General features: G+C 71.4%; 27 protein-coding genes. 13 read left to right on the plus strand and 14 right to left on the minus strand.

Annotated features, from left to right (window positions below):
• Positions 1-105: 105 nt before the first annotated feature.
• Positions 106-489: a DUF3037 domain-containing protein gene (locus tag OG488_RS05355; RefSeq protein ID WP_329226398.1), complete on the minus strand. Its 384-nt coding sequence runs from the start codon at positions 487-489 to the stop codon at positions 106-108.
• Complete coding sequence (locus OG488_RS05360) at positions 486-1,370, minus strand: HipA family kinase (protein WP_329226400.1); 885 nt, start codon at positions 1,368-1,370, stop codon at positions 486-488. The genes OG488_RS05355 and OG488_RS05360 overlap by 4 nt, the downstream gene beginning before the upstream one ends.
• 358 nt (positions 1,371-1,728) lie before the next feature.
• Between OG488_RS05360 and OG488_RS05365 the strand changes: the two genes are divergently transcribed.
• Positions 1,729-2,184, plus strand: a complete 456-nt coding sequence (locus OG488_RS05365; protein WP_329226402.1) for a hypothetical protein — start codon at positions 1,729-1,731, stop codon at positions 2,182-2,184.
• Positions 2,185-2,431: 247 nt separating this feature from the next.
• Complete coding sequence (locus OG488_RS05370; RefSeq protein ID WP_329226404.1) at positions 2,432-3,112, plus strand: AroM family protein; 681 nt, start codon at positions 2,432-2,434, stop codon at positions 3,110-3,112.
• Between the two features lie 7 nt (positions 3,113-3,119).
• Here OG488_RS05370 and OG488_RS05375 read toward each other — a convergent pair whose 3' ends face one another.
• Positions 3,120-3,902 (minus strand): IclR family transcriptional regulator, encoded by a 783-nt coding sequence (locus tag OG488_RS05375; RefSeq protein ID WP_329226406.1) that lies wholly within the window; start codon positions 3,900-3,902, stop codon positions 3,120-3,122.
• Between the two features lie 252 nt (positions 3,903-4,154).
• Here OG488_RS05375 and OG488_RS05380 point away from each other — a divergent pair, with 252 nt between their 5' ends.
• The 3 genes from OG488_RS05380 (at position 4,155) to OG488_RS05390 (ending at position 8,371) form a co-directional block, all read left to right on the plus strand.
• Complete coding sequence (locus OG488_RS05380; protein WP_329226408.1) at positions 4,155-5,786, plus strand: OPT/YSL family transporter; 1,632 nt, start codon at positions 4,155-4,157, stop codon at positions 5,784-5,786.
• A 64-nt stretch (positions 5,787-5,850) separates the two neighbouring features.
• A complete protein-coding gene (locus OG488_RS05385) occupies positions 5,851-6,915 on the plus strand; it encodes an S-methyl thiohydantoin desulfurase domain-containing protein (protein ID WP_329226410.1) in 1,065 nt (354 codons plus the stop codon).
• Entirely contained in the window at positions 6,908-8,371 is a 1,464-nt protein-coding gene (locus OG488_RS05390) for a M20/M25/M40 family metallo-hydrolase (RefSeq protein WP_329226411.1), read from the plus strand. Before OG488_RS05385 ends, OG488_RS05390 begins: the two co-directional genes overlap by 8 nt.
• Before the next feature lie 51 nt (positions 8,372-8,422).
• Here the strand turns inward: OG488_RS05390 and OG488_RS05395 are convergent, their stop codons facing one another.
• A complete protein-coding gene (locus OG488_RS05395) occupies positions 8,423-8,782 on the minus strand; it encodes a hypothetical protein (protein WP_329226413.1) in 360 nt (119 codons plus the stop codon).
• A 248-nt stretch (positions 8,783-9,030) separates the two neighbouring features.
• Between OG488_RS05395 and OG488_RS05400 the strand changes: the two genes are divergently transcribed.
• From OG488_RS05400 to OG488_RS05415, 4 genes are all read left to right on the plus strand, one after another.
• On the plus strand, positions 9,031-9,300 hold the full coding sequence (locus OG488_RS05400) for a GlsB/YeaQ/YmgE family stress response membrane protein (protein ID WP_329226415.1): 270 nt from the start codon (positions 9,031-9,033) through the stop codon (positions 9,298-9,300).
• A 428-nt stretch (positions 9,301-9,728) separates the two neighbouring features.
• Entirely contained in the window at positions 9,729-10,934 is a 1,206-nt protein-coding gene (locus OG488_RS05405; RefSeq protein WP_329238450.1) for a cytochrome P450 family protein, read from the plus strand.
• Positions 10,935-11,140: 206 nt separating this feature from the next.
• Complete coding sequence (locus OG488_RS05410) at positions 11,141-11,593, plus strand: Rieske (2Fe-2S) protein (protein WP_329226417.1); 453 nt, start codon at positions 11,141-11,143, stop codon at positions 11,591-11,593.
• Positions 11,594-11,698: 105 nt separating this feature from the next.
• The gene (locus OG488_RS05415) at positions 11,699-12,169 is read left to right on the plus strand and encodes a pyridoxamine 5'-phosphate oxidase family protein (RefSeq protein ID WP_329226419.1); all 471 of its coding nucleotides are present in this window, start codon (positions 11,699-11,701) and stop codon (positions 12,167-12,169) included.
• A 66-nt stretch (positions 12,170-12,235) separates the two neighbouring features.
• Here the strand turns inward: OG488_RS05415 and OG488_RS05420 are convergent, their stop codons facing one another.
• A complete protein-coding gene (locus OG488_RS05420; protein ID WP_329226421.1) occupies positions 12,236-13,162 on the minus strand; it encodes a LysR family transcriptional regulator in 927 nt (308 codons plus the stop codon).
• A gap of 73 nt (positions 13,163-13,235) precedes the next feature.
• On the opposite strand from OG488_RS05420, the gene OG488_RS05425 reads away from it, so the two are divergent.
• Positions 13,236-14,234, plus strand: a complete 999-nt coding sequence (locus OG488_RS05425) for a DMT family transporter (RefSeq protein WP_329226423.1) — start codon at positions 13,236-13,238, stop codon at positions 14,232-14,234.
• Here OG488_RS05425 and OG488_RS05430 read toward each other — a convergent pair.
• Positions 14,221-15,552: an aminotransferase class I/II-fold pyridoxal phosphate-dependent enzyme gene (locus OG488_RS05430; protein ID WP_329226425.1), complete on the minus strand. Its 1,332-nt coding sequence runs from the start codon at positions 15,550-15,552 to the stop codon at positions 14,221-14,223. The two genes, OG488_RS05425 and OG488_RS05430, sit on opposite strands and share 14 nt — an antisense overlap.
• A gap of 35 nt (positions 15,553-15,587) precedes the next feature.
• Between OG488_RS05430 and OG488_RS05435 the strand changes: the two genes are divergently transcribed.
• On the plus strand, positions 15,588-16,283 hold the full coding sequence (locus tag OG488_RS05435; protein ID WP_329226426.1) for a pyridoxamine 5'-phosphate oxidase family protein: 696 nt from the start codon (positions 15,588-15,590) through the stop codon (positions 16,281-16,283).
• A 34-nt stretch (positions 16,284-16,317) separates the two neighbouring features.
• Here the strand turns inward: OG488_RS05435 and OG488_RS05440 are convergent, their stop codons facing one another.
• From OG488_RS05440 to OG488_RS05455, 4 genes are all read right to left on the minus strand, one after another.
• Positions 16,318-17,271 (minus strand): DMT family transporter, encoded by a 954-nt coding sequence (locus OG488_RS05440; RefSeq protein ID WP_329226429.1) that lies wholly within the window; start codon positions 17,269-17,271, stop codon positions 16,318-16,320.
• A 162-nt stretch (positions 17,272-17,433) separates the two neighbouring features.
• On the minus strand, positions 17,434-18,468 hold the full coding sequence (locus tag OG488_RS05445) for an EamA family transporter (protein ID WP_329226430.1): 1,035 nt from the start codon (positions 18,466-18,468) through the stop codon (positions 17,434-17,436).
• Positions 18,469-18,535: 67 nt separating this feature from the next.
• A complete protein-coding gene (locus tag OG488_RS05450) occupies positions 18,536-19,000 on the minus strand; it encodes a Clp protease N-terminal domain-containing protein (protein WP_329238452.1) in 465 nt (154 codons plus the stop codon).
• A 280-nt stretch (positions 19,001-19,280) separates the two neighbouring features.
• On the minus strand, positions 19,281-19,877 hold the full coding sequence (locus OG488_RS05455) for a PadR family transcriptional regulator (RefSeq protein ID WP_329226432.1): 597 nt from the start codon (positions 19,875-19,877) through the stop codon (positions 19,281-19,283).
• A gap of 506 nt (positions 19,878-20,383) precedes the next feature.
• On the opposite strand from OG488_RS05455, the gene OG488_RS05460 reads away from it, so the two are divergent.
• Positions 20,384-20,599 carry a hypothetical protein gene (locus tag OG488_RS05460; RefSeq protein WP_329226434.1) on the plus strand — a complete coding sequence of 72 codons (216 nt, stop codon included), beginning with the start codon at positions 20,384-20,386 and terminating at the stop codon, positions 20,597-20,599.
• A 114-nt stretch (positions 20,600-20,713) separates the two neighbouring features.
• Here OG488_RS05460 and OG488_RS05465 read toward each other — a convergent pair whose 3' ends face one another.
• Both OG488_RS05465 and OG488_RS05470 read right to left on the minus strand, forming a co-directional pair.
• Entirely contained in the window at positions 20,714-21,226 is a 513-nt protein-coding gene (locus OG488_RS05465; protein ID WP_329226436.1) for an Imm21 family immunity protein, read from the minus strand.
• Positions 21,227-21,757: 531 nt separating this feature from the next.
• Positions 21,758-22,483, minus strand: coding sequence for a DUF2625 domain-containing protein (locus OG488_RS05470; protein WP_329226438.1), 726 nt, complete (start codon positions 22,481-22,483; stop codon positions 21,758-21,760).
• A 191-nt stretch (positions 22,484-22,674) separates the two neighbouring features.
• On the opposite strand from OG488_RS05470, the gene OG488_RS05475 reads away from it, so the two are divergent.
• A complete protein-coding gene (locus OG488_RS05475) occupies positions 22,675-23,496 on the plus strand; it encodes a PhzF family phenazine biosynthesis protein (protein WP_329226440.1) in 822 nt (273 codons plus the stop codon).
• Positions 23,497-23,581: 85 nt separating this feature from the next.
• On the opposite strand, the gene OG488_RS05480 is transcribed toward OG488_RS05475, so the two are convergent.
• Both OG488_RS05480 and OG488_RS05485 read right to left on the minus strand, forming a co-directional pair.
• Positions 23,582-24,361, minus strand: a complete 780-nt coding sequence (locus tag OG488_RS05480) for a CPBP family intramembrane glutamic endopeptidase (RefSeq protein WP_329226442.1) — start codon at positions 24,359-24,361, stop codon at positions 23,582-23,584.
• A gap of 96 nt (positions 24,362-24,457) precedes the next feature.
• A complete protein-coding gene (locus OG488_RS05485; protein WP_329226444.1) occupies positions 24,458-25,963 on the minus strand; it encodes a glutamate-cysteine ligase family protein in 1,506 nt (501 codons plus the stop codon).
• Positions 25,964-26,191: the final 228 nt, after the last annotated feature.

Here is a 26,191-nt window from a genome sequence, read left to right on the forward strand (position 1 = left end):
TAGAAGCCCTGGCACCCGGTGTCAACGGCACACGGGGGCACGGGCGCATGTCACACCGGACGGAGCCGCCACCCGTACGGCCAGGGCGGCGGCTCCGGTGCCGGATCAGCGCACCAGCAGGTCGAGCAGGCGCTCCACCTCGGCGGCCGGGTCCGTGGTCAGACCGCTGTGCACGACGCCCGGCTGGACGACCGTGGACCGCGGCGCGATCAGCCAGCGGAAGCGCCGGCCGGCGTCGTCACCGGCGGCCTGGCCCGCCGCCTCGCCGCCGCCGCAGACGCCCTCGACCGCCCGCAGCGCGGCCTGCACCCCGCGTACGTCGGCCTGCGGGTCCAGCGCCTTGAGCTTGCGCTCGTCCAGATGGGTGCGCGCCGCGACGAAGGACTTCGCCCGGCAGTAGACCAGTACACCCGCGTTGAAGCACTCACCGCGCTCGACGCGGGGGACGACGCGCAGGACCGCGTACTCGAAGACATCGCGCTTGCTCATCGGCCACCGTCCTTGCTGTCCCGCCCGGCGCCGGCCTGCGCGTCGCGGTCCTTCTCCGTGGGGCGCGGCCGGGGGGCCAGGCGTTCGGTGAGCCATCCGGGGGCCTGGGAGGGCCGGGTCCTGGTGGGCCCGTCCATGACGATGCGCTCGTGGATGCTTCCGGCGCGCGCCAGCAGCGGCTCCACGTAGGCACGGCGCAACTGGTCCGTGGTCTCGAACCCCGGCTCGTCGGCCAGCCACGCGTCGGGCACCTCCGCCGTCACCTCGGTGAGCAGCTCTTCGGTGACCAGCGGGGCGAGTTCGGCGGCCGCGGCGGCGATGTCCGGCCCGAACGGTGCGAGGACGTGGTCGGAGGCGTTGTACGGCTTCGCCGCGGAGGCCTGCGCGCCCGGCCAGTTGTGGTGCCAGATCATGGTCGCCCCGTGGTCGATCAGCCAGGGGTCACCGTGCCAGACGAGCATGTTGGGGTTCCGCCACGAACGGTCCACGTTGTTGATCAGCGCGTCGAACCAGACGACCTTTCCGGCCTCCGCCGCGCCGACCTCGTACGCGAGCGGGTCGAATCCGAGCGAACCGGGAAGGTAGTCCATCCCGAGGTTCAGCCCCGCGCTGGCCTTGAGGAGTTCCTGCACCTCCTGGTCGGGCTCGGCGAGCCCGATGACGGGGTCGAGCTGGATGGTCACCAGCTCCGGCACCCGCAGCCCCAGCCTGCGGCCGAGCTCCCCGCAGATGACCTCCGCGACCAGGGTCTTGCGCCCCTGCCCGGCTCCGGTGAACTTCATGACATACGTGCCGAGGTCGTCGGCCTCGACGATCCCGGGGAGCGATCCGCCCTCACGCAAGGGCGTGACATAGCGAGTTGCGATTACTTCCGTCAGCACTTTCCCAGGCCATCCATCTCTTCATCCTTGCATTCCACGGCACACCCTGGAGGGGTACAACGGTGGGAATCACCGTCGACGGGCTCGGGGAGCAACTGAGGAGTGTCGGCCGGACCCCGATCCCTTCACTCCCCCGGGCAGTCCGTCGCGGGCGTTGCGCTCCGCACTTCCGGCCTCCGGCACGAATGAGCATAGTAACCGAGGGTGATCACGAACGAGGAGCACTCGAGCCGCCACCATCGACCGGGGGTGGGAATCCCGGAGGAAGCCTGAACAGGACCACGGGTGCGTCCGCGACGACTTGGCCGGTCAGGCCGGTGTTGCCTCGCCAGGCGGCCACCGTGCGAAGCTGCTCGCCATGGCGTCTTCGACAGTCCGTGGACTCGTTCTGCCCGCCCCGCTGATGTCCCTCCTCGATCGCGAACTCTGGCGTCACCCGGGCGATGCGGTGCTGGCCGAGGTCATCCCGTGGTTCAAGGACCCGCTGAGCTTCGTGTCCGACCCCGGGCAGATGGCGTACGCGTCCCGGTCCATGGACATGTTCGCCGACGATCCGCACTCCGCCTTCTTCCGCCAGGCACGCGGGAGCAGGGGCGCCGCCCCGCTCGAACTCCCGTGGCTCGACGTCGAACAGGCAGTGCTCATCGCCATCACCCGCAACCCTGGTGATGACGGCGCCTTGGCTCTCGACTACCGGACCGACCCCTCGGACCCCCGCGTCGTCGGCAGCGACTTCTGGACGGACCCCCTTCTGTGCCGGTGGCGGGTCGCGGCGCCTACCTTCTCGGGCTTCGCCCGGAGCTTGGGCCTGTAGCTTCCGCGGCGCGTCCGGGACAGGGCGGCGATCACCTTGCGGCCGCCGTCCCGTACGGCAACGACGTGGTGTCAAGGAACGCTGCCGACCGGAGACCGGCAGCCTCTCCTGCATGCCCGGCCGGGGGCGTGCGCCGGTTCGGCCGTCCTCCGTCGGCCACTGACACCCCTACCCGGATGCGGCAACCCGGGCTACCTTTATTCGGAACCAAGTTCCAATATATGGAATCCTTTCGAGAGGAGGCGCCGTGCACACCCTCACCTTCCTGACCATCGGTCAGTCCCCGCGTCCAGACCTGTCGGAAGCAATCCAGGCGCACCTGCCGGCGACAGCGCGCGTGCGGCACGCCGGCGTGCTCGACGGGCTGTCCCGCCGGGAGGCCGAGCTCCGTTTCGGGGCGGCAGAGGGACGCGCGACCCTTCTGAGCCGACTGGCCGACGGCACATCCGTGACCCTGGACGCCGAGGCGGTCGGGGCCGGGATACAGCCCCTGGTCGATCAGGCGGAGGACGCGGGGGCCGATGTGGTGGTGCTCCTGTGCACCGGCGTGTTCCCCGGCCTGCGGGCCCGGCGGGCGCGGCTCGTCGAGCCGGACGCCCTGGTCACGGGATACGTCGGCACCGCACTGCGGGGCAGCCGCGTCGGGATCGTCGTACCGCTGCCGGAGCAGGTCGCCGAGGCTCGTGAGAAGTGGCGGGAGATCACCCCGGCCCCCCTGTTCACGACGGCGTCGCCCTACGCGGAGGACGACCTGGCCCTGTGCGCGGCGGCTCGTACCCACCTCGAGGCCGGCGCGGACGCCCTGATGCTCGACTGCATGGGTTACGGGTCACGACACCGTCAGGTGCTGCGCGCGGCCGGGGTGACGGCGCCGGTCCTGACGCCCGGAGCGGTGGTGGGGGCCGTTCTCGGGCCTCTGCTGAGCTGAGAACGACTCAGCGGCCGGCGCCCGGCTCGGCGTACCGCAGCCAGTACGGGTCGCCGATGCGTTTGCCCACACGCAGAGCGGCGTCCCGTACCGCCCGGCCGAAGCGGGCCGCGTTCCCGTCGTCGAGCTCGGGCGCGGGCAGGGCCACACCTATGCCGAAGATCTGTCCGGTGTCGCTGTCGAGTACGGCGGCGGAGACTCCGGCGACGTTCGGTACGTACTCGCCGCGCGAGGACTCCCAGCCGTCGGCACGGACCCGGGCCAGACACGCGGTCAGTTCACCCGGGGTCCGCGGCGCCGAGCCCGTGCTCTGTTCGAGGCGGGCGTCGACGAGCCGCAGGACCTGTGCGTCGTCGAGGCGGGCGAGCAGCGCCCGCCCCATGGAGCTGGCATAGGCCGGTGCCCGCGTGCCCGCCGGGGTGTACGCCTGGAGGGCGCCGGTCGTGCCGAGCCGCATGTGGAGCACGAGCGACTCCGGCCCGTCGAGCACGTCCACGTATCCGGTGTACCCGATGTCGGCGACCAGCCTGGCCAGCTCCTCCTCCAGGAGGGAGGCGGTGCTGCGCGAGGCGCGGAAGTGGTACGAGGCCTCCATGACGAGCACGCCGGGGCGGTAGGCGCGGCTCGTCGGATCGCGGTCGAGGAAGCCGTAGTCGGCCATCATGCTGAGCGTCCGGGACACGGAGCTCTTGGGCAGGTCCAGAGCCCCCGCGACGTCCGTCACGGTCAGGTCGCGCTGCAGGCGCGCCATCAGCCGCAGGACATCGCGCGCGTTGGCGAGTGTGCTCACCGTTCCCCCGTCTCCCGGAGCTCCCCCGAGTCGTGTCGTCCGATCGTAAAGGGCACCCGGGCGTGCTCCTGACCGCCCCTCGTCCGTGGCTCCGGACCGCCCACATTCCGAGAATCCCGGCTCAGCCCTTGACGGCGGAATGAGCCGTATGGATGATCCAAGGAGATCCAGATATTCAGATGCTGTTCCATATTTTAGAACTTTCCCAGGCGACTGACAAGGCGCCCACCCGCACGGGAGCACCGAAGACCCATGAGCACTGACGCCTCGCCCCAGGCAGAGACCTCGCACCCCGCGAGTGAGGTCCGACGCCATCCCCGCGCCCTCGCCCCCGGCAATCTGATCCTCACCGTGGTGCTCAGCGTGTTCGGCGCGATCGTGGGCGTACAGCTGCTCGCCACGCTCGGCGTCACCCCGAGCACCTCGCTGATCGGCGCGCTGGCCGCGATGACGCTGGCCCGCGTACCGCTCGTCATGTTCCGCGGCTTCCGTTCGGTGCACGCCCAGAACCTCGCGCAGACCAGCATCTCCTCGGCCACGTTCGGCGCCGCGAACAGCCTGTTCCTGCCGATCGGCATCCCGTTCCTGTTCGGGATGGACGACATGATCATCCCGATGCTGATCGGGGTCTCCGCCGCGATGCTGGTCGATGCCTGTCTGCTCTACCGGATGTACGACACCCCGGCCTTCCCCGCGAAGAACCCCTGGCCGCCCGGGCTCGCCGCCGCCCAGGCCATCAAGGCCGGCGACGAGGGCGGCCGCCGCGCCAAGGTGCTCGGCCTGGGCCTGCTGACCGGTCTGGTCGGCGCCGCGTTCACGCTGCCGATGTCGGCGTTCGGCGTGGCCCTGATCGGCGGGTTCGGCGCCATGGCAGCCTTCGGTGCCGGCCTGCTGTTCAACCAGTACGCCGACCCGCTGTTCGGCCTCGACCTGAACGGGATGTACCTGCCCCACGGCATGATGATGGGGGCGGGCCTGGTCGCCCTGATCCAGGTGGGCCGCACCGTCGTCAAGGTCCGGCGCAACCCGGCGGACGACACCCCCGCGACCGGCGCGGCCGGCGCGCAGGAAGGCGCCAGGCGTCTGGGGCGCTCCATGCGGCTGGGCTTCGGCGCCTACCTCGTGATCTCGGTCCTGCTGGCGTTCGCCACCGGCGCCGCCACGCACATGAGCCCCGGCATGCTGATCGGCTTCCTGCTGTACGCCTCGGTCGCCGCGTTCCTGCACGAACTGCTCGTCGGCATCGCGTCGATGCACTCGGGCTGGTTCCCCGCCTTCGCGATCGCCCTGATCACGCTGCTGCTCGGCATCCTCATCGGCTTCCCGCCCGAGGCGCTCGTCGTGCTGTCCGGCTTCACCGCCGCGACCGGTCCGGCCTTCGCCGACATGGGGTACGACCTGAAGGCGGGCCATCTGCTGCGCGGCGAGAACGCCGACCCGGCCTTCGAGCTGGAGGGCCGCCGTCAGCAGCTGATCGCCGCGATGATCGGCTTCGGCGTCGCCATCGTCGTCGTGCTGGTCTCGTACCGGATGTTCTTCGACAACGGGCAGACCGCCCCGATCGACGCCGCATACGTCGCCGCGATCAAGGCGGGCCCGTCCGCGGAGACCGCCCGGGACCTCGCCCTGTGGGCGATCCCCGGCGCGATCGTGCAGCTGATCGGCGGCTCGAAGCGCCAGCTCGGCATCCTGCTGGCGACCGGGCTGCTGATCACCACACCGATGGCCGGCTGGATGGTCGCCGCAGGCATCGCCGTCCGCGTCCTCGCCCCGCGCGTCCTCGGCCCGAAGGCCAAGGACGACCTGGAGGTCTTCGCCGGCGGCGCGATCGCCGGTGACGCCCTCTACTCGTTCGGCAGCGGCGTGTTCAAGGCCGCCGAGTAGGCCACGCAGCCGGACCCTCCACCTCCTCTCGCACCTCTGTACAGAACCACCCTGGGAGACCCCCGTGAAGCGACAGTTGACCCATGACGACATCCGCGCGGCCGTGTACGGCGGTGCCGTACTGGGCGGAGGCGGCGGCGGATTCGTCGAGCGAGGTCTGCGCACCGCCGAACTGGCCCTCCAGATCGGCATACCGGAGCTGTGGTCGGCCGACGAGTTCGCGGCCGACGACCTGACCGCGACGGTGGCCCTGGTCGGCGCCCCCGCGGCGCCTGACCCGCAGGTGCTGCCCACGCACCTGCTGCGCGCCTTGGAGCTGCTCCGCCGTGACCTGCCGCGCCCGCTCGTCGCGATCCACACGAACGAGAACGGCGCCGAGACCACCATCAACGGCTGGTTCCACTCCGCGATGACCGGCCTGCCCGTCATCGACCTGGCCTGCAACGGCCGCGCCCACCCCTCCAGCGTGATGGGCGCGATGGGCCTGCACCAGGAGGAGGGCTACCTCTCCTCCCAGGGCTACGCGGGCGGCAAGCCGTACGCGTACGTCGAGGGCTCGGTCTCCGGCCGTCTGGACGCCACGTCGAACATGGTCCGGCGCGCCTCCGTCGAGGCGGGCGGCTGGGTGGGCGTGGCCCGCAACCCCGTCGAGGTCGGCTACGCGGTGCGCAACGGCGCGCCGGGCGCGATCGGTTCCGCCATCGAGCTGGGCCGCCGCTTCCTGGCGGGCGGCGTGCGCGGCGCCGCCCAGCACCTCGGCGGTGAGATCGCCGTGACCGGCACGGTGGTGGAGTACCGCTGCGAGCAGCGCGAGGGCCTGGACGTCGGCGTCGCGGTCCTGGACGACGCGGCGCGCACCACCCTGTACATCGTCAACGAGTACATGGCGCTCGACATCGACGGTGTCCGCCGTGCCTCGTTCCCCGATCTGATCACGACGTTCGACGAGGACGGGCAGCCGCTCGCATCGGCGCACGTCGAGGTCGGCAAGCAGGTCAGCGTCCTGGTCGCCCCGGCCGAGAACCTCCTGCTCTCCCGGACGATGTACATGCCCGACGTGTACGCGCCGGTGGAGGAGCTGCTCGGCATCGGGTTCGCCCCGGCCGCACGGGTCCTCGCCGATGCCTGAGCAGGCCCCGGCCGGTGTCGCCGGCGCCGGCCCCGTACGGGATTTCTGTGACGCCCAGTGGGAGACGGAGGTGCTCCCCCTCGTCCGGCAGCACATCCGCGTCCCGGCGGTCAGCCCCGCGTACGACCCCGACTGGGAGGCCCACGGCCACCTCGACCGGGCCGTCGACGCGGCGGCCGCGTGGCTGCGGAACGTGCCGCTGCCCGGCCTGCGGGTGGAGGTCCTGCGCGCGTCCGGACGCACGCCTCTGCTCTTCTTCGAGATCCCGGGTGAGGGCACGCACGCCGAGGAGGCTGTCCTCTTCTACGGGCACCTCGACAAGCAGCCCGAGGGCGACGGATGGACCGGGGGCCGCACCGCGTGGGAACCGGCCTTCGACGGCACCCGGCTGTACGGCCGCGGCGGTGCGGACGACGGGTACGCACTGCCCGCGGCGGTGACCGCGGTGCGGGCGCTGGCCGAACAGGGCGCGGCCCGCCCTCGCTGCGTGGGCGTGTTCGAAGCAGGCGAGGAATCGGGCAGCCCCGACCTCGACCACTGGTTCGCGCGGCTCGCGCCGCGTATCGGCGGTGTGGCCCTTGTCGTCTGCCTGGACTCCGGCGCCGGCGACTACGAACGGCTGTGGCTGGTCACGTCGCTGCGAGGAGCCTGCGGCGGGACCCTCGACATACGCGTCCTCGGCGACGGCGCACACTCCGGGGACGCGGGCGGCGTGGTGCCGTCGTCGTTCCGGGTGCTGCGCCAGCTGCTGGACCGGCTGGAGGACGGCGCGACGGGGACACTGCGCCCTGAAGCGCTCCACTGCGCGATACCGGAGGAACGCCTCACCCAGAACCGCGAGGCGGCGGCTCTCCTGGGCCACCAGGTCCGGGGCCGTTTCGACTGGCACGGCGACGCGACGCCCGTGACCGCCGACCCCGAGGAGCTGCTCCTCAACAGGGCATGGCGCCCCAGCCTCGAGATCACCGGGGCGGACGGCCTGCCGCCGACAGCCTCCGCGGGAAACGTGCTGCGCCCGTACACCCGGGTCAAGGTCTCGCTGCGGCTTCCCCCGGCGGTGGACAGCGTGACGGCCCTCGCGGAGGTCCGTCGGCTCCTGGAGACGGACCCGCCGTACGGCACGTCGATCCGGTTCACACCCGACCGGGTCCGCGCCGACGGCTGGCACGCGCCCGCCGAACAGCCGTGGCTCGAAGCGGCACTGTCCGCGGCGAGCCGGGCCTGCTTCGACGGAGCGGACGTGGCGCGAGTCGGGCAGGGCGGAACGATCCCCCTGATGGGGAACCTCGCCCGGCGGTTCCCGGAGGCCCAGTTCCTGGCCTGCGGAGTGCTCGGCCCGGGCGCGAACGCCCACGGCCCGAACGAATCCCTCCACGTCCCCTACGCGCGGCGCCTCACGGCAAGCCTGTCCCTGACCTTGAACGCGTGCGCGCTCCGGTCCCGGACGCCTGAGTAGACCCACCGGATGCCACTCGGACAGAGCCGGCGGAGACGGGCGCCGGACCACTCACGGCCTGGTACATGAGTGCAGGGCAAGCGCACCGACGAGGGCGAGCGCGCCTGCTCCGGCCAGCGCGAGCAGGCCCGGAGAGCTGATCACGCGGTACGGGCCGACGGTCAGCACCGAGCGCCGCGCCTGGATGGACAGCGCACTCCCGGTGCTCTGGATCGATCCCAGCGAGACAAGGGACATGGCGGAGCCGATCGAGCCGAGGGACATCGAAGATCCGATGGACCCGACGGACAGCGCGCTGCCGACCGAACCGATGGACAGCACGGATCCCACGGAGCCGATGGACAGGAACGAGTCCTTCGACCACAAGGAGAGGGAGGAACCGTCGATCGATCGGGAGGAAAAGTGCATCATATGAGCATTATGTCCTGATCATATGTGTCGCAGGGGCAGGGCCCACTCGGGTGCGGCTGTGCCGCAGGGGCAGGGCCCACTCGGGTGCGGCGACGCGACGACCACTCAGCCGACGCCGCTGGGCGCCCTCGCGCCTTCGAGAAGTCTCCACGCGTCCGGCACAGGAGCGGTACCGAATGTTTGAAAGCGGCGGCACGGTAAACACGGTCCTTGACAGCGTCCTTATATCACCAGGTAGGAGAGGCATTATGGGCATCATTGCTTGGATCATCATCGGGTTGCTCGCGGGCCTCATCGCCAAGGCGCTCATGCCGGGCAAGGACCCGGGCGGCATCATCATCACGATGCTCATCGGTATCGCGGGCGGCCTGCTCGGCGGCTGGCTCGGCAAGGTCATCTTCGGCGTCGACTCCATCGACGGCTTCTTCGACCTCTCCACCTGGATCGCGGCCATCGTCGGCTCGCTCATCCTCCTCGTGCTGTACCGCGTCATCACGGGTAACCGTCGCCACGCCTGACCCGCAGCACCCTCACCGCGAAGCGGCTCCGCCCTCCCTGGGTGGAGCCGCTTCGCGCATGACGAGCGCGTTCGTCGTCGCGGTGGCTCCGGCAGGCGGAGGTCCACGCCTGTCACGACCGGACTTCGCGGGTTTCCGATCGGACCGGGCTCGCTGGTCTAGGCTTCCCATGTCCTCTGTTCCGTCCGGGAGTTCGACACGACATCGAAGCTGCGGCGTGGCCGTCACGGCCGGAAGGCCGCCGCTTCGAGGGCGCCGTGGGGAGCCCGGTACGGGACCGGACCGCCGGCGCCACCGTGGGTCCTCGGCCGGGAGGCCGAGGTCACGCACTACGGCTCGGTGCGCTCCGCACGCCCTTGCCCACCCTTCGACCTGGAGCCCAGTTGACTACCTCACCGGTGAACTCCTCCCCCGGCCTGCCGCACCGTATGGACCCGTCCGGCGGCTGTCCGCACGCGGCCAACGCCCGTCTGCTGGCCCGGGGCGCGGTGGCCTCCGTCCTGCTTCCCGGTGACGTGGAAGCCATGGCGGTCCTGGGCCACGACGCCCTCAGGGAGTTCCTCGCGCACCCCGACGTCGCCAAGGACGCGCGGCACTTCACGGCGCTCCAGTCAGGCGAGATCGCCGACGGCTGGCCGCTCAGGACGTTCGCCACGGTGCAGGGGATGACGACCGCCGACGGCGCCGACCACCGCCGGCTGCGCTCCCTGGTGAGCAAGGCGTTCACCCCGCGCCGCGTGGAGGAACTACGCCCGCGCATCGAGGCGTTGACGGCATCGCTCCTGAACGGCCTCGACCGGGCCGCGGTCGCCGGTGACGGTGTCGCCGACCTGCGGACGCACTTCGCGCTGCCCCTGCCCATGGGGGTCATCTGCGAACTCCTGGGCGTGGACGCGGAACACCACGACCGGCTGCACCATCTCTCCAACCGCATCGTGGCCACCGACATCGGCCCGGCGGAGGCCATGGCGGCCAACCGGGAGATGGTCGAGGTGCTCAGCGCGGTCGCGGACGCCCGGACGGAGGAACCGGGGGACGACCTCGTGAGCGCGCTGATCGCGGCCCGGGAGGCCGACGGCGACCGGCTCGGGCCGCACGAGCTGATCGGCACCCTGATGCTCACGATCATCGCCGGTCACGAGACGACGCTCAACCTGATCACCAACGCCGTACGGGCCCTCTGCATCCACCGGGACCAACTGGCCCTCGTCCGGTCGGGCGGTGCGAGCTGGGCCGACGTGGTGGAGGAGACCCTGCGCTGGGACAGCCCGGTCAGCTACTTCCCGTTCCGCTACCCGACCCGTGATCTGACGGTCGACGGCACCCTGATCCCCAAGGGCACACCGGTGCTGGCCGGTTACTCCGCCGCGGGCCGCGACACGAAGGCGCACGGACCCGTTGCCGACCGCTTCGACATCACCCGCGACAGCGGTGCCCGGCACCTCTCACTCGGCCACGGCGCGCACTACTGCCTGGGCGCCCCACTGGCGCGGATGGAGGCCACCACCGCGCTCTCGCAGCTGTTCGCGCGCTTCCCCGACCTCGATCTCGCCGTCCCCGATGCCGAACTGCCACGCCACGCGTCCTTCGTGGGCAACAGCGTGCAGGCACTTCCGGTGCGGCCGCACGGCTGAGCCGGGCCCACCCACGGCGGTCGGCTCGGACCCGCGCTTCGGCTGCCGCGCCGGCCACGTGCGCGCGGCCGTCACTGGGGCAGGGCCCAGCTCGCCCGACTCCGGAAGGACTCTCCTCGTGGGTGAACACCCGGCCGCACGGATCCGTACCCACACCTGATGTCATCCTCACCTGACGTCTCGTATCCGATGAAGGGAATGCCGTCATGAGCGCATCGCAGGAGATCCGGGCCCGCTTGGGACGCCGTACCGTCGTCGCGGCCGGTGCGACGGGGCTGGTCACCGTCCTCACCGCGTGCGGCGGCGGGTCGAAGGACTCCGGCGGCTCGGACACGGTCGAACCGGCCGGGGAGGGGGACGGCGCGAACGGTGGCACCGCGCTCGCCCGGACCGCCGACATCCCGGAGGGCGGAGGGATGGTCTTCGCCGAGCAGGGGGTGGTGGTGACCCAGCCGACGGCCGGTGAGTTCAAGGCGTTCTCGTCGAAGTGCACCCACCAGGGCTGCGCGGTGAAGGGGATCGCCGACGGCGTCATCACCTGCCCCTGTCACAACAGTACGTTCGACGCCGCGACCGGCGAAGTGACGGGCGGACCGGCGACGATGCCGCTGCCCGAGAAGAAGATCCGGGTGGAGGGTGACTCCATCACCCTGGCCTGAACTCCGGTGCGAACACCGGTGTGAGAGGCCTGGCCGGGCCATTGCGTGATCACGGATGAACCTCCATGATTCCCGGAACCGGCCGAATCCCAGGAAGGGCGTCCCGTGACCGTTGCCCAGCGCCGTGGCCGTCGGATCATGATGACCGACGCGGAACGGGACGCCTACCTCGCGGAACAGCGCACCTGCCGGGTGGCCACCGTCTCCCCCGACGGCACGCCCCACGTAGCCGCGCTGTGGTTCGTCTGGGACGGCGCCTCCCTCTGGCTCTACTCCCTCACCCGGAGTCTGCGCTGGTCGCAGCTCCGCCGTGATCCGAAGATCGCCGTGGTGGTGGACGACGGGTTCGAGTACGGCGAGCTGCGCGGGGTGGAGCTGTCCGGCGAGGTCAGCTTCGTCGGCGAGGTCCCGCGCACCGGCGCGGACTGCGCCGAGCTGGAGGCGCCCGAGCGGATGTTCGCGTCGAAGTACTTCGGCCTGGACTCCCTGCCGCACGACGAACGGCACGGGTGGCTGCGGCTCACACCCCGGGCCGTCAGGTCCTGGGACTTCCGGAAGCTGTCCGGGCCGCACTGACACCTCCGGCCGGTGGCTGGAGATCAGCCCCTCGCTGCCGGGACCTTGAGGGCTCAGCCGGCGTGTTCATCCGGACCGGCCGGGGACGGGCGCGTGCAGAACCCTGCCCGCGGAGCGCAGGGCGGCCACGGCGGCCCTGATCGACGGCCGCCGGTCCGCGTCCGTACGCCACACCGCGTGGACGTGGCGGCGCATCGGCTGCCGCACAGGCACCAGACTCACACCGTCCGGAACCGGCCCCCGCCCCAGTCGCGGCGCCACGCAGACACCGAATCCCGCTGCGATCAGGGCGAGTTGAGTGTGGTGCTCGCCCGCGAGGTGCGCGATCCGGGGCTCGACGCCTTTGGACCGCAGGGTGAACATCAGCCAGTCGTAACAGAATTCCCCCTCCGGCCAGGACACCCAGTCGTCCTCGGCGAACTCCTCGATGTCCACCTCGGCCCGTTCCGCCAGGGGATGCTCCGCGGGCATGGCGATGTCCGGGGCGTCGTCGAGGAGCTCGGCCTTGGCCAGACCACCGGGAACGGGCAGACGCTTGTTGCTCCAGTCGAGCACCACGGCGAGATCGACGTCCCCGCGCAGCACCGCGCGGATCCCGCCCTCCGGCTCCAACTCGGTCGTACGCACCTTGAGTTCGGGGTGTTCGGCATGGAGCGCGGTGAGGGCGGCGGGGAACAGTCCACGGGCGGCCGTCGGGAAGGCCGCGAGGCGGACCTCGCCCACCACCTGTCCCCGCTGAGCCTCGATGTCGGCCTGCGCGACCTCCACCTGGGAAAGGATCTTCGCCGCGTGGTCAGCGAGCAGCCGGCCCGCGTCGGTGAGGCGGACCCCTCGGCCGTTCTTGGCCAGGAGCTGCTGCCCCACCTCACGTTCCAGTTTGGCCATCTGCTGGGAGACGGCCGAGGTGGTGACATGGAGACCGTCGGCCGCCCCGCTCACGGAACCGTGCCGGGCGAAGGCGTCCAGCGTCCGAAGGCGCTCCAGATTCAACATGTAAGCAACGCTACACCGAGCGGCCAAGAAAGTATCACTTGTCCTACGCTATGTCGCTCGCCATGGTGGTCACATGAGCGCTCCTGCCGCACCGAGAAGCCGGCCACTCCCCGACACCTCCCTCCCCGGACCCCCGCCGCCCCGACGCGCCCTGGACTGGCGCGTCCGCTTCGCCGCGCTGTCGCTCATCTGGGGGTTCAGCTTCCTGCTGATCAAGGTCGGCACCGACGGGTACGCCCCGTTCCAGGTGACCTTCGGCCGGCTCCTGTCAGGGACGGCGGTGCTCGCCGTCGCGATGGCGGTGCGCCGGGAACGGCTGCCTCGCTCCGGCCGGACCTGGGGACACCTCTTCGTCGCCGCGTTCTTCCTCAACGCGCTGCCGTTCTCGCTCTTCGCGTACGCCGAGCTGACCATCCCGTCGACTCTCGCCGGCATCTGCAACGCGACCTCTCCGCTGTGGGGCATGGCCCTCTCCCTCGTCGCGCTCTCCGAGGACCGGCCGACGCGCCGCCGTGTCGCCGGGCTCGGCCTGGGATTCATCGGCGTACTGACCGTGCTGGGCGCCTGGCAGGGCTTCTCGGGGCTGGACGCGTCCGGTACGGCGATGGCCCTGCTCGCCTCCCTCAGCTACCCCGTCGGCTGGATCTACGTCCGCCGCACCCTGGCCGGCACGGGCACCTCCACACTCGCGCTGACGGGGAGCCAGCTCTTTCTTGGGACGCTGCAACTGGCCTTGGTCGTGACCGCGTTCACCTCCGTACCCGGACGCTTCCCCGTGCTGCCGACGCTTGCCGTCGTCGCTCTGGGGGCGCTCGGGACCGGGCTCGCCGTCCTCCTCCAGTACGGCCTCGTCGAGGACGTCGGCCCGACGACGGCCCAGACGGTCACCTATGTCATCCCGGTGATCGCCACGGCGGCCGGAGTGATGCTGCTCGGCGAACGGCTGAGCTGGAACACCCCGGTGGGCGCCCTGGTGATCCTCGCGGGCGCCGCGCTGACGGGGAGCCGGACCCGCGGCTCCGCCGGTGCACCTCCTCGCCTCGCCGGAGCGGGCCGGGTCAGCCGTAGCTGACCGGGCGGGCGGGCGGGACCGCCGCCGCCACCGCGTCCGCCAACGGCTCGATGTCCGCGGCGGACAGCGCGGAGACAGTGAGGCGCACCGCCTGGGGCGAGGCGATCCGGAACCGCGCCCCGGGGGCCACCGCCCAGCCCGCCTGCAGCAGCCGGGCCACCGCCCCGGTCTCGTCGCCCACGGGCACCCACACGTTCATCCCGGTCCGTCCGTACGCCACGATCCCCCGGCTCTCCAGCGCCCGCACGAGCGCGTCCCGGCGCTCACCGTAGGAGCGGGCCACCGCCGGGACGTCGACGGCGCCCGACGCCCAGAGGTGCGCCACGGTGCGCTGCAGCAGCCCGCTGACCCAGCCGGGCCCCAGCTGCTGACGCCCCGTCACCCGGTCGACGGTCAGCGCGTCCCCGGTGAGCACGGCGAGCCGCAGGTCGGGACCGTAGGCCTTGGAGGCGGACCGCACGAAGGCCCAGCGCTCCGTCGCCCCGGCGAGGGGATGCAGCGGCAGATCGACGATGGCATGGCCGTGGTCGTCCTCGATCAGGAGCACCCCGGGGTGTTCCGCGAGGACGCTCCGCAGCTCCTGGGCCCTGCGGCTCCCCACCGTCGCACCGGTCGGGTTCTGCGCCCGGCCGGTGACCACGAGAGCCCTGGCCCCCGCACGCAGCGCCCGTTCCACCTCACCGGGCAGCGGGCCGTCCTCGTCGAGAGCCATCGGAACGACGTGCATGCCGAGCGCCGGAACGAGGTCCAGCAGGGCCCCCCATCCCGGGTCCTCGACCGCCACCGCGTCACCGGGCTTGAGGTGCGCGGCGAGCACGCGCTCGATCGCGTCGAGGGAGCCGGAGGCGACCGCCACCGGACCCGCCGGGACGCCGTCGGCGTCCAGGCCTGCCCGTGCGAGCTCCGCGAGCCGCGGGACGACGGCGGCGTCCCCGTAGAGGCAGGGCCCTCCGTCGTAGTCCGCCCCGGCCGCGGCGAGCGCCTCCCCCAGACCGGGCAGCAGGGTGGGGTCGGGGTTGCCGGCGCCCAGGTCACGCGCGCCCGGCGGGGCCTCGACCCGGAGGGAGCCACGCGCCGTGCTCGCGGGGCGTGACCTGACCCTGCTCCCCCGCCGCCCCGCCGTCTCGATCACTCCGCGCTCGCGAAGCGTCCGGTAGGCGGCGGCCACCGTATTCGGGTTGACCCCGAGGTGGGTCGCCAACTCCCGCATGGGCGGCAGCACATGACCGGGCGCGAGATCGCCCGTGGCGACCCCGCCCTCCACACTCGCGGCGATCTCGGATGCACGCCGCCCACTGATCCGATACTCTCCTAGCACAAACATCATTATGCACTAGTGCAATGGAGAACGCAATGCCGGACACCGCCACGCCCGACAGCACCGGCCCCGCCGGGGGTGCCGCCTACGAGCCGACGGAGCGCACGGTCCCGAGCCGCGCCAGGCAGCGCGCCTCGTACGACCACGAGACGGTCCACTCGATACTCGACGCGGCCTACCTCTGCCATCTGGGCTTCGTCCGCGACGGAGCACCCGTGGTCCTTCCGACGCTCTTCGGCCGGATCGGGCAACGGCTGTACGTGCACGGCTCGACCGGATCGCGTCCACTGCGCGCGACGGGAGCGGCGGACCCGGGCCTCGCCGTCTGCCTGACCGTGACGCATGTGGACGGCCTGGTGCTGGCCCGTTCCGCGTTCCACCACTCGATGAACTACCGCTCGGTGGTGGTCCACGGCGTCGCCCGTACGGTGACCGACCCGGAGGAGCGGCGGGTCGCGCTCGACGCGATCGTCGACCAGGTCGTACCGGGCAGGTCGAAGGACTCACGCCCCGCGGACGCGAAGGAGCTCGCGGCGACCGCGGTGATCCGGCTGGACCTCGACGAGGTCTCCGCCAAGATCCGCACCGGCGGCCCGAACGACGACCCGGAGGACCTCGCCCTGCCGTACTGGGCCGGTGTGGTCCCGGTGGCCCGGCGATACGCCGCGCCGGTGCCGTCCGACGACCTGGACCCCTCGGTCCAGGTGCCGGACTACCTCACCGCGCTCTGACCGGCCGGCGACGAGCAGCGGCCCGCCCACCGGGTCAGGCGGGCAGGGCCGCGCGCCGGCGGGCCGCCGCACCGCGGGTCTCCGCGAAGGCCAGCCCCGCCACCGCGGTGAGCAGGAGCAGCGTGCCGATGACGGTGGCCGCCGTGAGCCGCTCACGCAGGACGGTCACCGCGATGACGGCGGCGCTCACGGGCTCCAGCAGCATGATCACGGACACGGTCGCGGACCGGACCGCCGCGGCCCCCGCGAAGTAGAGCGCGTAGGCGAGCGCGGTCGGCACCGCCGCCACGTAGATCATCAGCCCCAGCACCTGGCCCGTCTCGGCCGTGTGCGGCACGAGGCCCTCGGCCGCGGCCAGGGGCAGCAGCCCCACGGCCCCGATGCCGAAGGCCCACGCACTGGTGGAGAGGGAGTCGCCCGCCGCGCCGTCCCTGCCCAGCCACCGGGTCAGCAGGGTGATCGCGGCGTACCCCGCGGCGGACAGCACGGCCAGGAGCAGTCCGGCGGGCCGCACCTCGGCCGGCTCGCCGCCGAGGACCAGCACGGCAAGGCCGGTCAGGGCGCCGGCCACGGCGAGCAGCCCGCCCCTTCCCAGCCGCTCCCCCATCGTCAGCCGCGCACCGACGGCGATGAGGACGGGTCCCGCTCCCAGCGTCACGACGGTTCCGACGGCGAGCCCGGTCGATTCCACCGCCCCGAAGTACGCGCTCTGGAAGACGGTGAGGCCGATGCCGGTCCCCAGGATGCGCAGCAGCCTCCGGCGGCGCGGCTCGCCGGAGGCGCAGGGGCGACGGGGACGCAGCGCGAGTGCCCCGGCCAGCAGGACGAGGCCGCCGACACAGCGCCAGAACGACATCGCGAGTGGCCCGAGATCACTGATCCGGAAGAGCAGGGAGGCGGCGGCACCCGCCGTCCCCCAGGCGAGTCCGGCGACGACGAGATAGAGGAGGCTCCGCCCGACGGGCAGCGCGGAAACAGGGTGGGACATGTGACGCTCCGGAGAAGGAAGAAGGGGGTGGTGGTCGCTCGGCTCCGCGCGCGGGCAGCGACGAACCGCTCGGGGCGTACCCGAGCCCGGTCTTCGTCCGGAGTTGCCGCCTCGCGCTAGGCGGCGGGAGGCGGAAGTACGGTCTGCGGCATGATCGACACCCTACGACGGGCCCGGAGGGCGGGACAACTCTCCCCCGGTTCCAACCGGCTCGGGCGGTCCTGTCGCCCCGGCGGCGGGCACGGCAGGACCCGATGCCACCGGCCCCGAGGGCGGCCGGGGCGCGGACGACTGCGCGATGAAGGCGCCGATCAGCACCACGCCTCCGCCCACCAACTGCGGTGCGGAGAGGTGTTCGCCCAGCAGGACCCAGGCGAGCACGGTCGCGATGACCGCTTCGAGACACGCGACCACGCCCGCTACCTGCGGCGAGAGCAGCCGCACGGACACCACACCGGTGACGTAGGCCAGCACGGTCGCGAGCAGCACGATCCAGCCGAGCAGGAGCCACGCGGGCACATGGCGCCCGTCCATCTCCGCGCTCCCGCCGAGCACAGCCCACTCCATGCCCCACGGCCTGGCCACCACCGTGAGCACGGCGGCACCGGCCAGGAGTCCGTACGCGATCACCCCGACGGGATGCGGGGGTTCGGCGTCGGCCGCGCCCCCGTGCCCGGCGCCCTGGTCCGAGAGGACGAAGTAACCCACCTGGCAGCACGCCGCGCCCAGCGCGAGCAGCAGCCCGACCACGTCGAAGGTCAGTCCCGCCCACACCTCGACGACGCAGGCGAGTCCGCCGACCGCCAGCACCACGCCGACCGCCGCGGCCCGGGTGACGGGCCGGCGCTGCACGAAGCGCACCCAGCCGAGGACGAGGGCGGGGGCCAGATACTCGATGAGCAGGGCGACGCCGACAGGGATGCGGGAGATCGAGGCGAAGTAGAAGGCCTGCACCCCCGCCACGGCGAACAGCCCGAAGCCGGCCAGCAGGACAGGCCGCTCCCGCACCAGGTGCCGGTGGCGCCAGGCGACCGGCAGCAGGACGAGGGCGGCGCCGGTCACGCGCAGCCAGACCACGTGCAGGGGGTCCAGCCCCGCCTCGATCAGCGGCTTGGCCGCCACCCCTGAACCACCGAATGCGAAGGCCGAGGCAAGGGCCAGGCCCAGACCGGCACTTCTCCTCTGAGTCGCGTGCATCGGCACATCATGGCAGCAGGCGTCAGCAGCGTCACCCCCGTCACACCTGTCCGCCGCGTGTTCATGATCACCCCACCGAGCCCTCGGCGGCTGCCCGGTCCGCCGCGCGGGCACCCAGCGGTCCGGTCGCGACACCGGCCCGCTCCAGCACCTCGACCGCACGGCACCGGGGATCCGCGACCAGCGCCGCGAGCAGGTCGAGACCGTCCGCGTGGCGCTCACCGCGCAGGAGCGCGCCGCCGACCGCACGGTCCAGCGCCGCCTCCGCGGAGGGTGACCACCCCTCACCCCCGGGTTCCCTCACGGCCGGGAAGCCGCCCGAGTCCTCCTGGGTCCCCTGCCAGCGGAGGCCGTATCCGATGCTGCGCTGCACCAGGTATCCGAGCACCCTGGCGAGTTGCGGTCCTCCGTCGAAGACCTCCCGGACCTCGGGATCGGACTCGACGAGCGAGTGCAGGAGATGGGCGGTGTCCACATGACGGTCCCCGTCGCGCACCGCCCGCCGGCGCGCACCGGTCGTCACCGCGATCATCGCGTCACTCAGTCCGGCACCGGCCCAGGGGTGGACCTGAGCGGCTTGCTCGGGGATCTTCGATGTCCGGAATTGCACCTCTCCACCCCATCAGCCCCCGGGAGCGAAAACATCCCCGGCGCGGCCCATCCGCCATCCCGCGAAAGGCGGGCACGGCCGGGGTCCTCCTCCTCCTTGGGGATGAGGAGGACCCCGAGAAGGACTCCATGGCGGCACGTGGGGTGGACAGAAGAAGGGCCCCGTCGCCGGGGCCCTTCTCCGTTTGCGCGTGCTGCACGGCTCAGTGCTCGTCGGCGAGGATCAGGTACAGCTTCTTACGGGCGTCGTTGATCACCGTGAGAGCCTTCTGCCGCTGGTCGGCCGAGCCGGTCTTCCAGACCTGGCCGAACGCCTCCATCAGGCCGAAACCGGCCTGCCGGATCTCGTTGACGCCCTCCCAGTCGACGCCGCGCCCCGCCTCTTCCCAGGGGGCCTCGGGGCCCGACTCGGCCTCGCCGCGACCGTGCTCGGTCAGGGTGAACAGCTTCTTGCCGCCCTCGCTGGCGCTGACGATCAGGCCCTCGTCCTCCAGCAGCTGGAGGGTGGGGTACACCGAGCCGGGGCTGGGCTTCCAGGCCCCGCCGCTGCGCTCGCCGATCTCCTGGATCATCTCGTACCCGTGCATCGGACGGTCCTTGAGCAGGGCGAGGATCGACGCGCGTACGTCACCGCGCCTCGCCCTCCCCCGGCCGCCTCCCCGGCCGCGTCCGCCGCCGAAGGGTCCGCCCCCGAAGGGCGGGCCGAACGGCCCGAAAGCGGCGCGGCCGCCTTGGAAGTCTCCCCTGCCGGCGCCTCGGCGCCCGGGGCCGCATTCGTGGTCGTATCCATGTGAACGCATGACTGCGCTCCTCTCTTCATCGTGATGACGCGACTCTTCTTTGAACGGTCGCGATGCCTCAACGATATATCGGAAGCTATCGCCTGGCAAGGCTGCGTGCGTGTGCCTCGTCGTCCTGTCTCATCGGACCTCGACCAGTGCCACAGGAGTTCGACGACGCCCATGCCGTTTCGTGGAAGCTCGAGCACCAGCTCGCAGATGAGACCGCGCACGCACACCAGGGCCCTCGCCGCCTCGTCACCGCCCAGCCCCCTGGCGGTCTGACGCCGCCGCTGTCGGAGGCCCCGGCTACGGCTGCCGGGTGAACGGATCGAATGCACCAGCCGACGTTCCCGCCCACCACGGCGCACTGTTGCCTCTCCTGGGTGCCGACCAGGAGGTCATCGACTTCTCAGGAGCTGGATTGCGGGGTCCGGCTTGCCTCCGGAGCCCGGCTGGAACGGTTTGCGCGGGCGGGCTCAGGTGACGCGTTCTGCTTCGTAGGCGAAGGCGGAGAGGAACGCCCCGTGGTGTACGTCAGCCTCGACGGCGAGGCCGGACCGCTCGTGCTCGGGCTGCCGGAGTCGGTGCGGCTGTGTCTGGTGGCACCGTGGTGGCGGGATGCTCCCGGGGCCCTGGCCCGGCTGGTGGAGCTCTCCCGGGGGCCGATCGCCGCGGCCTGCCTCGTCGTCGGGTACGAGGGCGATCCACTCCATCCCCTGTTCGCCGGCACCCCCAGCTGACTCTGGCTGACCGGCCGTCCGGGCCCGGAACCGTGTGTGGTCTGCCGGTTCGTAGTCGCCGAGCGGCTTGTTGTCACCGGTTCGGACCGGGTGCCGGGCAGACTGGGCTGATCGCTACGGAAGACGCCGAAGCTGAACCAGGTGGAGCGAGGTCTCCGGATCCGGTTCCACATGCGCGGCACGAACCGAATAGCGACCTGGCCCCAGTTCCACACGTAGATGGCTATCCGGCTCCCACTCGTCACCAGGCCAAGCCGAGTCGAACAAGACCACTGGCCCCGGCACGTACCGATGCCGCTCGGGCTCCCAGGCAGCATCAGCGAGAGCGGCATCAACGCTGCCGAGAAGCTCCTCCTCCGACTCAGCGGCGCACCACCGCACGAACAGGTCACGCTCCGGGAGGACGGACGTCGAGGTGGGGTCATCACCGAGGACCAGGGCCTGCGACTGCCCGATCGCCACCAGGCCGGTATACCCGTCGACGCCGCAGGCCCTGCCGTCATCGGTTTCGGACTCATCGTTGTCTGCGCCGGACCACGAAGACAGGACTGCTTCGGGCACAACGGTCAACGGCCCGCCACCGGACTCCACCTCCTCGACCGCACCTGGATCTGCGTACCTTGTCATGCGAGGAAGCTACTGGCCGCCGTTTTTGACAACAACCACGGCCAGATGACACCTATACGTCCCGGCACACGGACGGGTCTGATCGTTTGACATCCGACCTTGCCGACCCGGGCCCGGTGCGGTCGAGGCAGGCTGGGAGTACTGGCCCGTCCGCGTCGTCACGCCCCTGACCACTTCGTACGGTTCGCCGACGACCGGGCCCGGGTGGTCGATGTCCGGTCCCTCAACCACCAGGACGGGCGGACGGGCGGACGGGCGGATACGCCCGAGCCGGTGTTCATGGCGGACGTCCGTCGGCCGGCCCGAAGCCGGCGCCGCCGTTCGGGGCGCGGGGCGGATATGGCGTACCGGCTGATCGATGTGTTCGCGTAGCCGTTGCCGTTACGGACCGGGGCCGAGCAGCTCGGCGGTCGGCTGCAGGTTCTTCCGGTGCTGTTCCACCTGACGTGATCCGGCCGTCTCAACGAAAGGCGCCACTCGCACGGGAAGCCGGAATTCAGCGACACCATGCCCGAGCGGCGGCGAACCCCGTCACACGTCGCCGAGGAACCCAGGATCGGACGGCCCCATCTGCCGGGCGAAGTCCGCAGCGACGCCGATGATCTCGCGCATCGGCACAGGCCGCCGACTCGTGGCCGCGAGATCCGCACGGGCCTCCTCGGACCACAGGAACGGATACACAGAAATGCCCTGCGGAATGGCCAGGGCCGCAGCTTCCTCACGCCAGCCAGTCCATCGCAGCCCTTCGTAGAACGTCTCCGACTGGCCCGAGAGCAGCCAGGAGATCCATCCGGAGTGGCCCATTTCCATCGCTTCCCACTCAAGGGTGTCGGGAGCGAAGTACGTCATCTGCCCAGGTGCCCCGGGCCGGCCCGCAGCTGCAGGATCGCCACCGTTCAGCGCGAAGACCCCGCCGACGACGTCGTGGCCGACGATCAGACCTGTCGCGGGATGCCAGACCGGGTCGAAGTCCGCGGGGAAGCGGTTGACCTGCGCCAGACTCGGGAGCCCCCCACCCGTGACCGACCCCCCGCCGAACACACGCACCCACCCGTCGTCCACGAGCAGACCGCCGGTGTTCAACGCCAGAGCACCCAGCGCCGATCGCGCCGTGACCTGCATCTGCAGAAGGCATCGGCGACCCTCGTCGATGTCGGCAGACAACACCTGAACGGGCACGGAGCCCGCCGAAACCATCTTGCGAAGCTCCGGCCACGCCGGATCGTCCACGTGGACCAACTCGTCGATCTCTCGCATCCGAGGATGGTCGCACCCCTGCTCACCGCCTCATCGAGCGGGCTGGAGCACGCCGGGCATGATGCCGGCAGGCCCATACAAGAAATCCGACGTCGCACCCTGGCTGTGACGTGCACGGCCCCTCCATCCCAGGGCCGGTCATACCGAATTGGCCTTGGACCGCGCGGAACCGCCCGCCTACGGTCGGCCCCATGAAGATCCGTATCGTCGACGCGTTCACCGACCGCCCCTTCGCCGGCAACCCCGCCGGAGTCGTGCTCCTGGACTCCGGCGCCTTCCCCGGAGCGGACCGCCTCCAGCTCGTGGCCTCCGAGGTCAACCTCGCGGAGACCGCCTTCGCCCATCCACTGCCGCCGGGCGGGGAGGCCGACTGGGCCCTGCGCTGGTTCACCCCGGCCACCGAGGTCGACCTCTGCGGGCACGCGACCCTGGCCACCGCCCACGTCCTGCACACCACGGGGGTCGCGAGCGGCACGGTGCGCTTCGCGAGCCGGTCCGGGGTCCTGCGCACCACGGCGCACGAGGACGGCACCCTGACGCTGGACTTCCCGACGGCACCGCTCACACCCGCGCAGGCTCCGGCCGGCCTCGCGGATGCGCTCGGGGCGTCGCCCTTCTCCGTCCACGACACGGGGGAGCGCCTCGGCGACCTGCTGGTGGAACTGGCCGACGAAGCCACCGTGCGCGCCCTCCGGCCTGACTTCCGCGCGCTCACCGCCTGCTCCCGGCGGGGCGTGATCGCCACGGCTGCGTCCGCGGACCCCATGCGTGGGTACGACTTCGTCTCGCGCGGCTTCTTCCCCGGAGTCGGCATCGACGAGGACCCGGTGACCGGCAGCGCCCACACCGCCCTGGCACCCTTCTGGGCGGCCAGGTTCGGCCGCGACAGCCTCACCGGCCTCCAGGCGTCAGCCCGCTCGGGCCTCGTCCGTGTCTCGCTGCGCGGCGAGCGCACACTGCTGACCGGCAGCGCCGTCACGGTCATCGACGGGGAGCTCCTCGCAGGGCTCTGAGCACGTGTGAGCCCCGCCCTCGGGCGCCGGGCGCGGGAGCAGCGGACCGCCGCGTGAGACGAACCCGCCTCACGGGGCGGCAGCCTCACGGGGTGGGCAGCCAGCCCACCTTCCCCGCGAGCAGCGCGTATCCGACGAACGCCCCGATGTCGAGCAGCGCGTGCGCGACGACCAGCGGCCCGACCCGCCCCCAGCGCCTGTACAGCAGCACGAAGACGACGCCCATCACCATGTTCCCGATGAAGCCGCCGATCCCCTGGTACAGGTGGTAGGAGCCGCGCAGCACGGAGCTGGCGACCAGGGCGGCCATCGGAGTCCACCCCAGCTGCCCCAGCCGCCGCAGCAGATAGCCCACGACGATGACTTCCTCCACGAGGGAGTTCTGCACCGCGGAGAGGATCAGGACGGGGAACTTCCACCACACCTCGGGCAGTGACTCGGGAACCACCGTCAGGTTGAACCCCCCGGCGCGCGCCGCCAGGTAGAAGGCCAGCCCCGCGCTGCCGATCCCCGCCGCCACCAGGGCGCCCCTGCCGAGGTCCCCCCACGGCCGGGTGCGGTCGAGGCCGAGGGTCCGCAGGCCGGCCCCTTCCCTCAGGAGCAGGTGAGCCACCAGCGCGACCGGCACCAGCGCCGATGCGATACCGAACAGCTGCCATGCCAGGTCCAGCCACGGGCGCCCAGGGGCGTACGACCCGTTCAGCGTCGCGGCCTGGTCCTTGAGGCCCCCCGGTTTCGTCAGCGACCCGATGAAGCTGATCAGGGCGGACACCCCGCTGGCCCCGAGTGAAAGAGCCAGTACGAGGAGCGTCTCCGACCGGAGGATCCGCCGGGGCACCCCCTCGTGAGGAATGGATTCAGCCACGCGCCCCGCCTCCACCTGTACTTCTGCCGTCAGCCATGCGTCGTCATAGCTTGCCTGACGGCGTCGCGGAGGCGGGACACCGGGCGGGTCCTCCCCTCAGGGCGCGGGGAAGCCCACCGGCCAGGTGTGCACCGGTTCACCCAGCTGCATCAGTTCGCCGTAGCGCCGCGTGGTGGCCGCCAGCGCGCCCTCCCGCGCGAGGCCCGCCTCCAGGGCCCGGTGATACGTGTCGACCTGCCAGGAGGCCCCGTTCACACGGAGCCGGCAGCGCTCCTCGATGACGCCGAGGTAGCGGTCGCGGTCCGAGGGTTCGATGTTCCAGGCGTCGAGCCCCGCGGCCGCGAGCGGAAGCAGTTCGTCCCGTACGAGCTTGACGGCGGGTACCTTCGCCACGCCGCCCGAACGGCCGGGGCGCGGCCAGAGCAGCTCGGCCTCGATCCCGTGGCGGCAGGCGGCGTCGAAGTTCTCCGCCGCCGCCTCGAAGGGCAGCTTGGTCCACACCGGCCGGGAGTCGTCGGCGAGCGCGCGCACCAGTCCGTAGTAGAAGGCGGCATTGGCGATCACGTCGACGACGGTGGGACCGGCCGGCAGGACCCGGTTCTCCACCCGCAGGTGGGGAACGCCGTCGGCCAGCCCGTAGACAGGCCGGTTCCACCGGTAGACCGTGCCGTTGTGCAGGACGAGTTCACCGAGAGCCGGCACTCCGCCCTCGTCGAGGACCTGCAAGGGGTCCTCCTCGTCACAGATCGGCAGCAGGGGCGGGTAGTAGCGGAGGTTCTCCTCGAAGAGCTCGTACGCCGAACCGATCCACCGCTCCCCGAACCAGGTCCGGGGGCGCACCCCCTGGTTCCGGAGCTCGGGCGGCCGCACGTCCGTGGCCTGCTGGAACAGCGGTGGCCTCGACTCACGCCACAGCTCCTTGCCGAACAGGAAGGGAGAGTTGGCACCGAGGGCGATCTGCACGGCGGCGATGGCCTGGGCGGCGTTCCAGACGTCCGCGAAGCGGTCGGGCGTCACCTGGAGGTGCAACTGGACGGACGTGCACGCCGATTCGGGGGCGATGGAGGCAGAGGTCGAGACCAGTCGCTCGACGCCTTCGATATCGAGCACGAATTCCTCTCCGCGCGCGGCCGCCATTTGATCGTTGAGGAGCGTGTAGCGGTCGACGTCCGACAGGTTCGCCGAAACCACGTCGTCCCGTCCCAGGGTCGGCAGGATGCCGATCATCACGATCCCGGCGTCGACCTCCGCGGCCTTCCGGTGCGCATATGCGAGCCCGGTACGCAACTCCTCCGCCAGCTGATCGAATACCCGGCCGCTCAGCCGGTGAGGAAGAATGTTCACTTCCAGATTGAACATCCCCAGTTCCGTCTGGAAATCCCGGCTGGCGATGCGCTGGAGCACCTCCGCATTCCGCATCCTCGGCATGCCGTCCGAACCCGCGAGATTCAGCTCGATCTCGAGACCCATGAGATTTCTGGGCCGATCGAACCTCCGCTCCGACAGGAGCCTCTCCAGCCCGGTCAGGCACCGGGTCAGCTTCTCGCGGTACGCCTGCCGATCGGACGGGGCAAAGGCGCCCGCCACGATCTTCTCGCCCATCGAAGGGTCCCTCCTCGAGTGGGCGGCCCGCGGCCCAGGCCGCTCGTATCACGATCGATAATGCCCCGACGAGATGATCCGTAACGCCCCCACGCCCCTCGGGTACCCAGTAGTCTGACGACTGAAGCCGGAGGCACATTCCGAAGGCATGGGGCATATGCAGGGTGCATGACGGAGTTGCGCCGCGGAAACACCGGTGAGTTTGAGCCTACCGCCACATCGGGAAAG

It is taken from the genome of Streptomyces sp. NBC_01460, from assembly GCF_036227405.1.
Taxonomy (GTDB): domain Bacteria; phylum Actinomycetota; class Actinomycetes; order Streptomycetales; family Streptomycetaceae; genus Streptomyces.